Genomic DNA, 15,454 nt, shown 5'->3' on the forward strand with positions numbered 1-15,454 from the left:
AGGGGGGATCAAAACGCTACTAGGCAACTTTATAAGACTTCTGTGTACACCGCAGAATAAGGGGAGAGGTTTGGAGAGGGGTAAAAATCTATGCTTCAAAACAAGAAATACAGACTTCCATATTTTTATTTTTTCGTATGAAACCACCCTGAAGGGGACAAAGGAGTGTGGGGAGTGTGGGGAACAATTTGTCTCCCTTGTCTCCCTTGTCTCCTTTCCCCAATCCCTTTACTCACCAAATTTTAAAGCTTGTCCCCGTACTTGTGTATGCAATTTGCCTTTTTCATACACAATCTCACCACCAACAATTGTGTAAGCGGGCCATCCTGTGAGATTCCAACCTTCAAAGGGACTCCAACCGCATTTACTTAATAATTCTTGGCGCAAAACAGGACGATAATTTTGCAAATCTACAAGCACTAAATCAGCATCATAACCAGGTGCGATCGCTCCTTTGTTGGGGATATTATATGCTTTGGCGACAGCAGTAGACATCCAGTTAACAACTTGAGCGAGAGTGCATCGTCCTTGGTCTGTGGCTGTTAACATTAAAGGTAAAGAAGTTTCTACCCCTGGCATTCCAGAGGGACTATTGGGGTAAGGTTGCGCTTTTTCTTCTAAGGTGTGGGGTGCATGATCGGTGGCAATAAAATCAATAATGCCATCATGCAAAGCTTGCCAGAGAACTTCGTTATCGTGGGGCGATCGCAAAGGTGGATTCATCTGTGCCAATGTGCCAATTTTTTCATAGACACTTGTATTCAATAATAAATGTTGTGGTGTGACTTCTGCTGTCACCCAACTTGGCTTTTGTTGACGCAGTAATTCTGCTTCCTCAGCCGTAGACATATGTAAAATATGCAGACGTCGCTGATATTTTTGTGACAATTTCAATACTTGCTGCGTTGCCAAGAGTGCTGCTTGATTATCTTGGATTTGAGAATGGACTGCAACGTCATGAATACCAGCAAATTCTTGGCGTCTTTGGTTGATTCTGGCTTGATCTTCGGCGTGAACGGCAATTAAACGTTTTTCTTTAGCAAATATTGCTTCTAAAATCTCTTGTTCATCCACCAACAACTGCCCATGCATCGACCCCATAAAGATTTTGATCCCTGGGGTTGGATTTGCCAAGAGCAAGTCTGGGAGATTTTCTGCTGTGGCGCCAATAAAAAAGCCATAGTTCACTAGGCATTTATTCTGGGCGCGTTGCAGTTTATCATCAAGTGCTTGCTGGGTAGTTGTCAGAGGACGTGTATTTGGCATTTCCAAAAACGAAGTCACTCCGCCTTTGGCACACGCACAAGTTGCAGTAAACAAGTCTTCCTTGTGTTCCAATCCTGGTTCCCGGAAGTGTACTTGTGGATCGATAACTCCTGGCAACAAAGTTAACCCTTCTGCGTCAATCTCTGTGATTGCTGTTTGTTCTGTGGATATTTCTGGTGCAATTTCCACGATCAGGCGATCGCGCGTCAGCACATCCCCAATTATTAATTCTCCATTGGGTAAAATTATGCGAGCGTGCCGAATTAGTAAACTAGTTGAAGATGACATGGATATTCAAGTGTTAAAGCAAGAGGTATTTTTCACAAAGCCCATTTTAGAGGCAGTCTATAGGAGTGTAAAAGAAAAAATCAGATCATGATTACAGTAATACTTGCGGTTAACTTATTCTTTTTTTTAGGTTAAACTTTATTTGACTGTTAATGATAAATTTTTGTCACTTATCAAAAACAAGTTTATTTTTTTAAGCATAAATAAATAATTCAGTTATGAAATACCTAAACTCCTAAGTTTCTGTCTCCTACTTTCTATTGCAAGCTTGTACATTGGACAATGTAACTGAAAAACTCGCTTTCTACGGTTAAGATTACAGGTATGGCATCTTTAAGGATTGTGGATTAAATAACATGCAACTAATTTATATATTTACCTCGCACCAACTACAACACCCCTTTGAACTCCCTCGCAGAGGATGAGATAGTGTTTTTTATTTAGTTCGCGTTCCTAAACAGAAAAAATAGAAATAGTATCTTGTGCTTTTAGTCAAGTAATTTCATGCAAAATCAAGTGTCTGATAACAACAACTCTAGTCAAAAACCGGATAGTTCTTGGATAGCAGAACTAGGTAGAACAATTGTATTAAGTATCGTGTTGGCTTTGGGTATTCGTACCTTTGTAGCTGAAGCCCGTTGGATTCCATCTGGTTCAATGGAACCAACCTTACATGGTTCGCCTAATCAGTGGGAAGCAGATAAGATTATTGTTGATAAGTTAAGTTATAAATTTTCTAATCCCCAAAGGGGAGATATTGTAGTATTTTCACCCACAAAAGAGCTACAGCAAGAACAATATCAAGATGCTTTTATCAAGCGTATTATTGGTTTGCCAGGAGAAACAGTATCACTCAAAAGCGGTAAAGTATTTATCAACAATCAACCTCTTCCAGAAAACAAATATCTTTCGCCTTCACAGCAGACAGTCGTTAATGTTTGCACTTCCGGTCCACAACCACCCTTTTTAGCTAAACCTGTAACCATACCTGCCAATTCCTATTTAGTATTAGGTGACAACCGTAACAGCAGTTACGATAGTCGCTGTTGGGGTGTTGTTCCCAGAGAAAATATTATTGGTCGTGCTGTAATTCGTTTTTGGCCTCTAGATCACGTCGGTGGTATTGATAAGTCACCATTGTATAAGTAAGGGAATCGGGAAACGGGGACAAGAGAAATGAGGAGAATGACGAATGACTAATGACTAATGACTAATGACTAATGACCATTGACCAACAATCAACTGAAAACTCATGCCATACGTTGCTAAGATTTTAATCTACCCGATTAAATCACTAGATGGTGTTGAAGTAGAGACAGCAAGACTCCTATCTAGTGGTGCTATACAGTATGATCGTGAGTTTGTGATTGTTGATGAACACGATAGGTTTGTCAATGGTAAGCGTCATGTCAAAATTCATTTGTTGCGATCGCAATATAATTTAGAAAATAGAACTGTATTGTTAAAAATCTCAGAGAATAACTTACAACAAGTTTTTCATCTAGATCATGAACAGCAGATGCTGGAAGATTGGTTAAGTAAATTTTTTGGGTTTGCCGTTAAACTAAAACAAAATCTTCTGATGGGTTTTCCTGATGATACTGTCTCACCAGGTCCAACGATCATTAGTACAGCAACCTTAACAGAAGTGGCCTCCTGGTTTACTGGTGTGAGTGTAGATGAAATGCGTCGTCGTATACGTGCCAATATCGAGATCGACGGTGTATCAGCATTTTGGGAAGATAGATTATTTGGCGAACAAGATGATTTTGTTCCCTTTCGAGTCGGAGATATACACCTGTTAGGGATAAATCCCTGTCAACGTTGTATTGTACCAACACGTGATTCTTTGAGTGGAAAAGTTTATACAAACTTTCAGAAAGTGTTTGTAGCAAAGCGCCAGCAAACATTACCTGCTTGGGTTGCTTCATCCCGTTTTAATCACTTTTATCGGTTAAGTGTCAATACGCAATTATCACCTTTAGCAGGAAAAACCGATTTCAAAATTGGTGATCAAGTAAAAGTATGACACAAATCAAAATTACCTGATACATATTGGATTTATTCTAGGGGCGTACAACTGTATGCCCTTCTGCCATATATTTGTATGATCAAAAAAGTTAAATGATTAGATCCCTGCACCAATTTTCAAGAGAATCAATCACGGAAAAATCCCTCTAACTAACACGAAAATACATTTTCTCCTACACATCCCTAAACTCGTTCGGACTTCGGCCTGAGCGCTCAGTCAAAAGCTGACGCTCACTTACACCCTCACACCCCACCTTTTTCTAGCTAGATTCCTAAAATGCATTTGACTCCAAAAAGAGATTCCAAAGCAAATATCTTGGTAGTTGATGATACCCCTGATAATCTGCGACTTTTGTCAGCAATGCTTACTGCACAAGGCTATGAAGTTCGTAAAGCCTTAAGTGGCAAAATGGCGCTTACTGCTTGTCAAATGGTTTTGCCAGATGTCATTTTGTTAGATATTAACATGCCAGAAATCGATGGCTACGAAGTTTGCAGACAGTTAAAAACTAATGATAGAACTTGTCGAATTCCAGTTATTTTTATTAGCGCTCTTGATGATGTTTTAGATAAAGTTAAAGCTTTTGATGTGGGTGGTGTAGATTATATTACTAAACCATTTCATGGAGTAGAAGTTGTATTGCGAATAGAAAATCAGCTAAAACTATGTTTATTACAAAATAAATTACACGATAAAAATATATTACTGCAAAAAGCTCTTGATGATTTGCAAACTTCTGAAGTTCAAATGATTCAACAAGAAAAAATGGCAGCATTAGGGCAGTTGGTAGCAGGGATTGCTCATGAAGTTAACAACCCTATTAGTTTTATCTACGGAAACCTTGAACATGTTAGTCAATATGTACAAGACTTAATCAATTTAATTGAAGCCTATCAACAAGAATATCCATCCCCCACATTAAAAATTCAAGAAATAGTTAAACAAATGGACTTAAATTTTTTGATCAACGATCAACAAAACCTTATGGATGCAATGTATAGGGGAGCAGAACGCATCCGTTCTATTGTTGAAGCACTACAAAATTTCTCTCGACTCGATGAAGCGCAAATGAAGCGTGTAAATATCCACGAAGGTATAGATAGTACTATAGTGATGTTGCAACATCGACTCAATAAAACAACTAATCGTCCTGCAATTAGAATATTAAAAAAGTATAGTGATTTACCGTTAGTTGCTTGTTATGTCAGTGAAATAAACCAAGTGTTTATGCATCTATTGAATAATGCGATCGATGCCTTGGATGAGTCAAGTGTCAATAGTCAAGTGTCAATAGCAAAGGACAAAGGAGAAATTCACATTCGCACGATGCTAACAAACTCAGATACTGTAAATATTTATATCGCTGACAATGGACCGGGTATATCTGAATCCGTGCGATCGCGAATGTTTGACCCATTTTTTACTACAAAGCCACCAGGCAAAGGTAGTGGACTAGGATTGGCAATTAGTTATCAGATTGTTGTGCAGAAACATCAAGGAAAACTCACCTGTAACTCACTACCAGGGCAAGGTGCAGAGTTTATCATCGAAATTCCTCTCCAACAAAGCGAATTAAATTAGGCAAATGCCTACAACATTTTTCTGTCACATAGCATAATAGATAATGTGACTGATCACCTCAACCCCTTGCAATCCCTTAAAGAAGGTCACTGGTTCAAGCTCATTTGCGGAGCCAGCTTTCAACACCTGCCTGCGGTCAGAAGTTTAACATTGGCCTATACACTAGCAGGTGCTGACTGTATAGATGTGGCTGCTGATCCGGCTGTAATTACCGCAGTTCGAGAGGCGCTACAAATTGCAGTTGAGTTTGCCGAAGACGCACAAGCACGAGGCTTTGCCAACAAAGGAAAGTCACCTTTTCTGATGGTTAGCCTTAATGATGGAGAAGATCCACATTTTCGCAAAGCAAAATTTGATTCTACAGCGTGTCCTGCAAATTGCAATAGACCATGTGAAAGAATTTGCCCTGCACAGGCAATAGAATTTAGCAACACACCAGAGCATTTTTCAGGAGTGATATCCAACAAGTGCTACGGTTGTGGTCGTTGCATACCAATCTGCCCTTATGGTATAATTAATACAAGCTCTTACGTAATAAAACCAGAAGCGATCGCACCATTAATTTTGTCATCTGGGGTAGATGCGATAGAAATTCATACACAAGTAGGACGTTTGACCGAATTTCAGCGATTGTGGCAAACGATAGCACCCTGGGTTGAGCAATTGAAGTTAGTAGCGATTAGTTGTCCAGACGGGGAGGGTATGATTGATTACCTACATGCCCTGTATGATGCGATCGCGATCCATAATTATGCCTTGATTTGGCAAACCGACGGACGGCCAATGAGTGGTGATATTGGCGATGGCACCACCACAGCCGCAGTCAAATTAGGGCAAAAAGTCTTGGCAGCAAAATTACCTGGATACGTGCAGTTAGCAGGCGGCACGAACAGTTATACCGTTGCCAAGTTAAGGGCGATGGGATTGTTGAGGAAAGGAGGACAAGGAAGAATTTCTCCCATATCTCCCCCCTCTTCCTTGTCTGCCTTGTCTCACATTTCTGGGATAGCCTACGGCAGCTACGCTCGTGTATTGCTGTCACCAATTCTAGAGCAGTTAGAAGCAAAGGAGGTGAATGACACCAGTGTCAAAACAACTGTCCGCCTAGAAAATGAACCAGAATTGCTCTGGCAAGCTGTTGGACTTGCTCATTCTCTTGTTTCCCAGCTCAAGTCACAGCAGTAGGGTACGGGCAAACCTCGTGTCCAGAAAAGCATATCGCTATCTCTAAAAACGTCACCATAATAAGCATGACGATTACAGAAGATCTCCAAAAATTGTTAGATATTTTGCCCCAAGACCTGCGGCAAATATTAGAGAAGCATCCCCAACGAGATAGTTTAGTGGAAGTGGTTTTAGATCTGGGCCGTCGTCCAGAAGCCCGCTTCCCTCATCAAGCTGAGTATCTGAGCGAAATACCCATCACTCAGAACGTGATCGATGATTGTATTCAGCGAGTGGGGAACTTTGGCGGAGATAATCGAGCCGGAATAGAGCAAACTTTGCATAGAATCAGTGCCATCCGTAACCGTAGCGGTAAAATTATTGGCTTAACTTGCCGTGTTGGTCGAGCGGTGTTTGGAACTATCGGCATGATTCGCGATTTAGTAGAAACTGGTAAATCGATTCTGATGCTGGGACGCCCAGGTGTGGGTAAAACCACTGCCTTACGAGAAATTGCCCGTGTTTTAGCGGATGAGTTGAACAAACGTGTAGTAATTATTGACACCTCCAATGAAATCGCAGGTGATGGCGATGTTCCCCATCCAGCAATTGGGAAAGCCAGGCGGATGCAAGTTGCTCATCCCGAATTACAACATCAAGTGATGATTGAAGCTGTGGAAAACCACATGCCAGAAGTGATCGTCATTGATGAAATTGGCACAGAACTAGAAGCTTTAGCCGCTCGCACCATTGCCGAACGAGGTGTACAGTTAGTAGGTACTGCCCACGGAAACCAAATTGAAAACTTAATCAAAAACCCAACTCTTGCGGATTTGGTTGGTGGTATCCAAGCTGTAACATTAGGCGATGATGAAGCCAGACGCCGAGGCAGTCAAAAAACTGTTTTGGAACGCAAAGCACCTCCCACTTTCGAGATTGCCGTGGAAATGCTGGAACGACAACGCTGGGTAGTTCATGAGAGTGTAGCTGACACAGTAGATAGTTTACTAAGAGGGTATCAGCCTACTCCACAGGTGAGAACTGTTGACGAAGAAGGTAAGGTTAAGATTACACGCCAGTTAACACCTTTGAATGGCCGTTCCCAAACTCTCGCCAAAGAAGAGTCATTTGTACCAGCACGACAGTCAAACGGCTGGCGCTCATCTGGACAAATGCAAGCATTACCGTTACCTACTACCCAACCAAATAAGTTGAGTAGGCATAATGAATTTGACCGCTTACTAGATGAATCTTTCAACTATTTTGGTGGCTTCGATGATGCTGATAGTAAACTAGCAGGGCCCAATGGTGAAGATTTACCACTGCATATCTATCCCTATGGTGTCAGTCGTAGTCAATTAGAACAAGTAGTTGAAGTGTTGAATTTACCAGTGGTCTTGACAAAAGATATCGATAGTGCTGATTCAATTTTGGCATTGCGATCGCACGTCAAAAACCATGCTAAATTGCGGCAAATGGCCAAAGCCAGACAAGTGCCAATCCACATGATTAAATCTAGTACCATACCGCAAATTACCCGTGGTTTGCGGCGGTTACTCAACATTGATGATCCGGAAGTGACGGACGATCGCGAACTGCAATTATTCCTCCACAGCGCTACTGATGATGAAATTGACGCGTTAGAGGAAGCCAGATTAGCAGTCGAAAATATTGTCATTCCTAAAGGACAACCTGTGGAATTATTACCCCGTTCTGCTCAAGTGCGGAAAATGCAGCATGAGTTGGTGGAACACTACCGCTTAAAATCCAATAGCTTTGGGGAAGAACCAAATCGGCGTCTGCGGATTTATCCAGCATAATATTGTTTGACGAAAATCCTCATACATATTGGATTTTTTATAGGGGCGTAACTGATATCTTGCACCAAACCCGTATCTCGCCTCAGAATTAATTCTGAGGCTAATAGCATAAGTCCGTTAAAACGGACTCAAACACTTTTCTAGTCACAGTTTTCTCCTCCTAATGCAGGAGCCGAGCCTTTATGTATATTCAACGAGCTGCGTGATTTACCCTTGGTAGTGGTACAGCGACGGACTTCCATAGCCGGAGGTTTCCTCTGGCTCCAGTCCTCCCCTAAAGGCGCGTCTTGCTTGGCTCGGCTCCTGCTGATGGTTCATTGCATCGAAGTTATGTGTAGAGACGCGAAATTTCTCGTCTCTACATGACTATAAACTAAACTCCGCAACATCATCTTCACCCATATCTAGATCTTTACCCACGGCAGTAGGCTTAAAATCAGCACCATGAATTAACTCATTAAAAGGCTTACTAGGATTTTGATAAATTATATTTAAAACACTCAGAAAATCCCTAACAATTTCACCCGGAGTTAGTAAAGCTGCTGCACCCAAACGATTGACAATTTCTTGGACAAATTCTTTTAAATCAGAAGTTTTTAATATCTGTGTATAAGCAAAATTCAGAGCATGAATTTCTGTTAATGTTTGCAAAAGTAACAGAATTTCTTCTTGACTCAAAGGATTGAGCCGCATCACAGGCCCTAAAAATTCTTGTACACCAGCTTGAGTCACAAAACGGCTTTCTTTTGTTCTTCGACGCCAGGCAGGATCAGCAAACAGCCCACGATTTGGATCTTCTAAAAATTTTGTTGTTCCACCTACAAATACTCCGAGATTTTCGGCTTTACACTGCATAGTATCGTTGAAGATTGCTAGTAACCTGTTGTAATTTTTTTCGCGAGTTACAGTAGTGGGAATTTGATATATATTTGCTGCTTCATCCAGTAACAATACAAGCCCTTTGTAGCCAATTTCCGCAGTAAATTTAGCAATTAATTTAATGTAATCATACCAACTATCATCATCAATAATTACCCGCACTCCTAAAGCTGCTTTAGCTTCTGTCTTAGTGCTATATTCTCCTCGCAGCCAACGCAAAGCAGAATTTTTTAGCTCATCATCATCTAGGCGATAACCACGCCAATAAGCAATAATCACATTGCCAAAGTCAAAACCATGAACTAAGTCTTCTATATACTGAATTACTTCCCTAATTTTGTTTTCTACTTGGTCATCAAAGCCATCATCATTGGGACGCATTCCAGTTTCTTTGGCAACTTCTTGTTGAATTTTACTAATCCATCCCTCTAAAATTGCTACTAAAGCACCGCCATCAGGGCGAGTTTTTGTAGCAAGGCGACTCATTAATTCTCGATAAGTTGCTAAACCTTCGTTGTTGCTTCCTGCTAGTCGGCGTTCTGAACACAAGTCCGCATCAGTAACTACAAAACCTTGCTCCATAGCACGATTGCGAAGTAACTGTAGCATGAAGCTTTTACCTGAACCATAGTTCCCAATTATGAAGCGAAAAGCTGCTACTCCTTCTGCAATGTCATTGAGGTTTTGTAATAGGCTTTGTAGTTCTTTTTCCCGACCTACTGCTATATGTTCTAGTCCTACCCTTGGTACAACACCCGCGCCAAGAGAATTGATGATAGCAGTGGAGACTTTTTTCGAGATTTTGAGCTTTGCCATGTAAATTTACCTCACTTCCATGTATTTTAGCTTGAAGGTGAGCTTTGCTTTCACATGGAGTAAGGTCAAGAAATAGGGGTGCAGGGGAAAGGACGTCTTAAAAAGGAAGAGAAATAGAATCAAAGTCTCCCTTTGTAAGGGGGACTTTGGGGGATCTAAAACGTTTTGCTACACCGACAAGAGGGCTTTTCAAACAACCTCTAAGAAGCAACTCTATAATTATTGCCCAGAGGCTTCGCTCTTACTTAATATTTTTGTAGATTGCGATCGCTTTTTCCACGTCACTTTTATACTCTGGATAAATTTCTGGAGTTGCTACATTTGGATCAATGAGCAATTCGCCAATCGTGTTATTAGCATTTTCATTGATAGAATCAATTAATAAATTTGGCATAGTAATATTAGCTTCAGCTATTTTTTTTATAGCTACATTTGGATTCTCCTCTTCAATAATTGCTTTTAATACTTGAATTTCTGAGTCAGACAAATGATTGAGTAAGCTAGACCATTCTGAGGTAAATACTTCTAGATTATTGGATGTCTCTAGCTCATCTACTGTATCAAGTAAATCAGCAAACGGAAAAAGGTCTACATCTTCTTCCTGATTATTTTCTAATACATTACTGGAATCTAAATTTTCTATTTGCTGTAATAATTCCCATACTTGATTTTGTAAATGATCGCGTTCATCTTGCAATAAGGAAATTTGACTTTCCAATTGTTGGAGTTGGTTTTGCTGCTCTGCTAATTGTACTTTTAATGAATTTAGATTAATTTCTGTCTTTTCTGTTTCTAGCTTTTTGTCAAGCAACAATTGATTTTGTTGCTGATATTCTGCTTCTATTTCTTGAACTTGAAGTCTCATTTCATGTAACTTTTCTTCTAGTTGAGGTTTAAGCCTTTCTAGAAGAGTTAAGTTACTTTCTAGGTCTTGCCTTTGCTGCAACAGTTCACACAGTTGATTATGTAACTGATTGATCTCAGCTTTAGAAACACTACAATTTAATTCTAATCGGCGTTTTTCTGCATTGATAGCAGACAAAGAATTATTATGTTCTAATTTCGCTTTTTCTAGTTCGGTAATTTCATTTTGTAAAAGAACAATTTGTGATTCCAACTGTTTTTTTTCGATTACATAACTGCTTAACTCACGGTTAAGACTGTCTCTTTGATTTCGACGTTCATTTATTTGATTTTGTAATTTATTCGATTCTTGATACAATAAAGAATGTTGAGTTTCTAATTCATTGACTTCTGCAACTACACGAGATTTCAAACCCTCCAGTTCTTTAATACGTCTGTGGAGAGAATCTAGAACTAGCATTTCACTAGCTCGGCGTCGCTTGTCTATAAACAAGGCTGCAAGATAGGTAGAAAATATTGTGATGATGCCTGTGAAAAAGGCATTTTTAACATCCCAATTACTAAAGACTAAACCAAGTCCGAAACTCGCACCAAAGGCAACTACACCGAGAATAAGTCGATTACTTACTGTTGTTGACTGCATATTGCTGGTTTTGAGCATATTTCTTTCTTTTGACTTTTAATTTTTAACTTGGATTGCAGCAAGATTCATATCTGCTTTTAAAAAATCTACAAATTGTCGTGCTGTTCTTCCAGAACGACCGTTATGACGAGTTGCCCATTGTAAAGCTTTGTATTCTAAATCTTCCTGACTGATATTAATTCCTGCTAAATCCGCAAGATGCCGGATAATTTTTAAATAAGTTTTTTGATCAGATCCTTCAAAAGTGAGAGTCAGACCAAAGCGATCGCTAAAGGAAAGTTTTTCCTGCATTGTATCCCAGGCATGAACTTCATCATGATCGCGGGGAGCAGGTCTATCAGCGAAAAACTCCCGTACTAAGTGGCGACGGTTAGAAGTAGCATACACCACGATGTTTTGTGGACGTGCAGTTAAATTCCCTTCTAACACGACTTTTAACGCCTTAAAAGCATCGTCATCTTCCTCAAATGAAAGATCATCAACAAAGATAATAAATTTATGCGGTACTCCTCGCAAATGTTCCACAATCACTGGTAAGTCTTGTAGTCGTGATTTTCCCACTTCCAACAGTCGCAAGTTACTCTCTCCATACTCATTCAGCAAAGCTTTAACTAAAGAAGATTTACCAGAACCACGACTACCATAAAGTAATACGTGTAGAGCCACTTGTCCCGACAACAAAAATTCCGTATTTTTCAACAAAGCTTCTTTTTGCGACTCATAACCCACAAGTTCGCTTAATTTAACTGTATCAGGATAAGTTATACCCACAAACTGCCCATCTTGCCAACGTAGGGCTTTGTACTCTGCAAATAAACCCGTACCGTATTGCTGATAGTATGTCGCCAAATATTCTACAGCGTCTGACCAATTTTCCAACTGTTGTAGAGAACTAATAAACTGTGTTTCTACACCCGCTATCCCATCCTGCTCTAAATACCACACTACTGGTGAAACAGGTAAATGAGCAATATTCTGTACCCATTCACTCAAAATAGCGCTGCTACATTCATATAAATTTTGGAGTGCGAGTAAATCATGTTTGGCTGCTGCTACCAAAGCAGTTGGTAAATTCTCAAACTCTTGCTGTTGAGCTTGTTTTGTAAAAGGATTCTCAGCTTTGAGAATTTGAGTAATTAGATATTCTTCCCAGTTTTGATTTTTTGTTGCTAAGGCTCGAAAGTAACTGCCATAAGCTTGCAGACAACTCCTAGCATCTGCTTCACTGTAACGAATAGCTTGTAACAGATCAAGAAACGCTATACCTACTTCCGTTTGCAGGACAGATTGGTAGAGTAAAAGAGAAGCTGCTTGGCGTTGGAGAAATTGAATCTTTGCGTAAGACGAATTACTTGCCGTAGGCATAACTTGATTATCCATCTATCAATTGGGTTATTTAGCGAAACAGCTATGCTAAATTGTCTACCGGGGCTTGCAAGAAAATTAAAATCTACATAGGTTATGAATTTAGGTATTGTTGCCGCCCTTGCTTACGGCATCTTGACAGTAGTGGGTGGTATTGTAGGTTACATAACGGCTGGTAGTAATATGTCACTTTTTAGTGGCAGTATCAGTGGTTTAATACTCATATTTTCGGCTTTAATACAAATTCAAGGTCAAAACTGGGGTTTGACTCTAGCAGCTATTGTTACAGCCATATTAATAGTTGTTTTTGCATTTAGATTAGCTAAAACACGTAAGTTTATGCCTGCGGGATTGATGACAATTTTAGGTATGTTGACGCTAGCGCTGATTGTACATCAATTTCAAATTATGAAATTAGGTAGAGGGGGATAGTCATTCGTCATTTGTCATTAATCATTGATAAGGGTTTCAATAGAGATTATTAAGGACTTTTAAAATTAGTTACTTTTGCACTTAACGTTTGGCTAAATTTTGATTTAGTAACTTAAATTTTTGTTGCGAACCACAATAGCTTTATCGGGGAACCGGTGTTCTATGTCATCATGTCACAATAGAACACGTATCCTTTTTTATCCACAGGGAATCAAGCATGGCTCTCCGTCTAGGTGATACAGTACCGAATTTTACCCAAGCCTCAACACACGGCGATATTGATTTTTATGAGTGGGCGGGTGACAGCTGGGTAGTGCTGTTCTCTCACCCCGCAGACTATACACCAGTTTGCACCACTGAGTTAGGAACTGTTGCCAAACTCAAACCAGAATTTGATCAGCGCAATGTTAAAGCGATCGCCCTGAGTGTTGATGATGTTGAATCCCACACAGGCTGGGTGGGAGACATTGAAGAAACACAGAGTACTAAACTCAACTACCCAATTTTGGCAGATCCAGATCGTAAAGTTTCTGACCTTTACGACATGATCCACCCCAACGCTAATGCTAGCGTGACGGTACGGACAGTATTTATCATTGATCCCAGCAAAAAGTTACGTCTGACTCTGACTTATCCTCCCAGCACTGGACGTAACTTTGATGAAATTTTGCGAGTAATTGATTCGCTGCAACTAACTGATAACTACAGCGTCGCTACTCCAGCTGACTGGAAAGATGGCGATGATTGCGTGATTGTTCCTTCACTCAAAGATCCTGAAGTACTGAAGGAAAAATTCCCCAAAGGTTATCAGGAAGTCAAGTCTTATTTGCGGATGACTCCCCAGCCAAATAAATAATTGACTTATTCACAAGACCTCACCTTAATTGATCGTCAAACAAGGTGAGGTTTTTTATTCCAGCAAAAAAGTTTGTAAATAATCTAAGGGAACCGTAAAGACATAATAGATCACTCCCACACCTAGCAGAGTTACAGCCAAACTCGAAATAATCACCCAACGATCTGGCGGTTGATAGCTGTCCTCATCAATATCTCGACGAACAGCGAAATAATGTTGAGTTGAAAGCAATACAGTCAATATACCCACCAAAGCAAAGGCTAAACCCAACTTCCAACCGTTACCAGGAGGTTGCGGTGCTAAGGGTGGACGAATAATACGCAGGCGCACAATTAAAACACCAAAACCCATGAGTGCAATCCCACTCCGCATCCATGCTAGATAGGTACGTTCATTTGCTAAATGATCCCGTACCCGATCTGATCTGTATTTCTTTGATTTTTCTTGTGATTTTTCTAATTTATCTACTTGCATATTCATAGGTTTTATATAAGTAAGTGGGTCAAATTAAATATAAAACCTCACCCTCAATCCCTCTCCTTAGTAAGGCTGCGGTGTACACATAAATCCTCTGATCCCCCTAAATCCCCGCGCTGGCGCGCCGCTACGCTAGAAAAAAGGGGGACTTTGATTCTAGTTCCCCCTTTTTTAAGGGGGGTTAGGGGGGATCAAAACGCTACTAGGCAACTTTATAAGACTTCTGTGTACACCGCAGCCTTAGTAAGGAGAGGGAAGCCGGAGGCAGGGTGAGGTTTTATTTTATCTTTAATTACACCTACCTACTTATTTGATATATTAAAAATATTATTATTGTTGATTTGTTCACATATAGATCCCCGATTTTTGAGAAAATTCGGGGATATTTTTCAGCCAGCTTTAGTTATTTAATCGTTAATTTCTACAGTCGTAATACCTGCATCTAATGCTGCTTTGACAGTATCAGGAATAAACCAGTTAGCCTCACCAGCTTGAAAAACTTTTGCAGGCGGAACATTAAATTCTATTTCACCAGTTTTGGGGTTGTTTGTAGCGACTAAACGAGTTCCATCTACAATCTTAAAAGCTGTCGCAGGTTTGGCTGCTTGATTTTCTGTAGCAGGTGTTCCAGGAATATAAACACCATCACAATCTAAGTCTTCATCAGTTTCTGCACCACTAGGTAGAAGATACAATTGATTGTCGTAGGTTGAGCTAGATTTTTTAGGCTTTTGAGCGTAGACTAACAGTGTCTTTCCAGTTTCGTTGCGACATACACCACAACTTTCACCAGTTTCCAAGATATATTTTTGGAATTTTAGATTAGAAATATTTTCGAGAATTTCTGGAGTTGAACCTTGGGTTTGTTTTTCCTGTAAAGCTGCATCTAGTGCTTCAGTCACTTCGATATAATCTGGATTAGAAGTGTACTTTTTACCAGCCCAAGATGGTTGAGTAATCATTAGATTTAC

Annotated in this window: 13 protein-coding genes; 7 read left to right on the top strand and 6 right to left on the bottom strand. The window is 40.0% G+C overall.

The features are described 5' to 3' along the window. Window positions 1–228 precede the first annotated feature (228 nt). Complete coding sequence (locus AC5JMK_RS08020) at window positions 229–1,554, bottom strand: dihydroorotase (RefSeq protein WP_495909829.1); 1,326 nt, start codon at window positions 1,552–1,554, stop codon at window positions 229–231. Window positions 1,555–2,058: 504 nt separating this feature from the next. Here AC5JMK_RS08020 and lepB point away from each other — a divergent pair. The 5 genes from lepB to AC5JMK_RS08045 all read left to right on the top strand — a co-directional run bounded on the left by lepB (window position 2,059) and on the right by AC5JMK_RS08045 (window position 8,151). Next, window positions 2,059–2,703 carry a signal peptidase I gene (lepB, locus tag AC5JMK_RS08025; RefSeq protein WP_096675117.1) on the top strand — a complete coding sequence of 215 codons (645 nt, stop codon included), beginning with the start codon at window positions 2,059–2,061 and terminating at the stop codon, window positions 2,701–2,703. 103 nt (window positions 2,704–2,806) lie between these two features. Further along, the gene (locus tag AC5JMK_RS08030) at window positions 2,807–3,583 is read left to right on the top strand and encodes an MOSC domain-containing protein (RefSeq protein WP_096675116.1); all 777 of its coding nucleotides are present in this window, start codon (window positions 2,807–2,809) and stop codon (window positions 3,581–3,583) included. Between the two features lie 279 nt (window positions 3,584–3,862). Next, window positions 3,863–5,167 carry a hybrid sensor histidine kinase/response regulator gene (locus AC5JMK_RS08035; protein WP_096675115.1) on the top strand — a complete coding sequence of 435 codons (1,305 nt, stop codon included), beginning with the start codon at window positions 3,863–3,865 and terminating at the stop codon, window positions 5,165–5,167. A 45-nt stretch (window positions 5,168–5,212) separates the two neighbouring features. Then, entirely contained in the window at window positions 5,213–6,352 is a 1,140-nt protein-coding gene (ldpA, locus tag AC5JMK_RS08040; RefSeq protein ID WP_096675114.1) for a circadian clock protein LdpA, read from the top strand. 65 nt (window positions 6,353–6,417) lie between these two features. Beyond that, a complete protein-coding gene (locus tag AC5JMK_RS08045) occupies window positions 6,418–8,151 on the top strand; it encodes a R3H domain-containing nucleic acid-binding protein (protein WP_495909830.1) in 1,734 nt (577 codons plus the stop codon). A gap of 366 nt (window positions 8,152–8,517) precedes the next feature. On the opposite strand, the gene AC5JMK_RS08050 is transcribed toward AC5JMK_RS08045, so the two are convergent. The 3 genes from AC5JMK_RS08050 to AC5JMK_RS08060 form a co-directional block, all read right to left on the bottom strand. After that, a complete protein-coding gene (locus AC5JMK_RS08050; protein WP_096675112.1) occupies window positions 8,518–9,846 on the bottom strand; it encodes an ATP-binding protein in 1,329 nt (442 codons plus the stop codon). Between the two features lie 241 nt (window positions 9,847–10,087). Then, entirely contained in the window at window positions 10,088–11,371 is a 1,284-nt protein-coding gene (locus tag AC5JMK_RS08055; RefSeq protein WP_495909831.1) for a tellurite resistance TerB C-terminal domain-containing protein, read from the bottom strand. A gap of 18 nt (window positions 11,372–11,389) precedes the next feature. After that, window positions 11,390–12,733, bottom strand: coding sequence for an ATP-binding protein (locus AC5JMK_RS08060; protein WP_096675111.1), 1,344 nt, complete (start codon window positions 12,731–12,733; stop codon window positions 11,390–11,392). 81 nt (window positions 12,734–12,814) lie between these two features. Here AC5JMK_RS08060 and AC5JMK_RS08065 point away from each other — a divergent pair, with 81 nt between their 5' ends. Both AC5JMK_RS08065 and AC5JMK_RS08070 read left to right on the top strand, forming a co-directional pair. Next, window positions 12,815–13,150, top strand: a complete 336-nt coding sequence (locus AC5JMK_RS08065) for a TMEM14 family protein (RefSeq protein WP_096675110.1) — start codon at window positions 12,815–12,817, stop codon at window positions 13,148–13,150. 217 nt (window positions 13,151–13,367) lie between these two features. Then, window positions 13,368–14,006: a peroxiredoxin gene (locus AC5JMK_RS08070; protein WP_096675109.1), complete on the top strand. Its 639-nt coding sequence runs from the start codon at window positions 13,368–13,370 to the stop codon at window positions 14,004–14,006. 54 nt (window positions 14,007–14,060) lie between these two features. Here the strand turns inward: AC5JMK_RS08070 and AC5JMK_RS08075 are convergent, their stop codons facing one another. After that, window positions 14,061–14,486, bottom strand: a complete 426-nt coding sequence (locus AC5JMK_RS08075; protein ID WP_096675108.1) for a YidH family protein — start codon at window positions 14,484–14,486, stop codon at window positions 14,061–14,063. Window positions 14,487–14,890: 404 nt separating this feature from the next. Continuing rightward, window positions 14,891–15,445, bottom strand: coding sequence for a hypothetical protein (locus AC5JMK_RS08080; RefSeq protein WP_495909832.1), 555 nt, complete (start codon window positions 15,443–15,445; stop codon window positions 14,891–14,893). Window positions 15,446–15,454: the final 9 nt, after the last annotated feature.

The organism is Pelatocladus sp., from assembly GCF_059505505.1.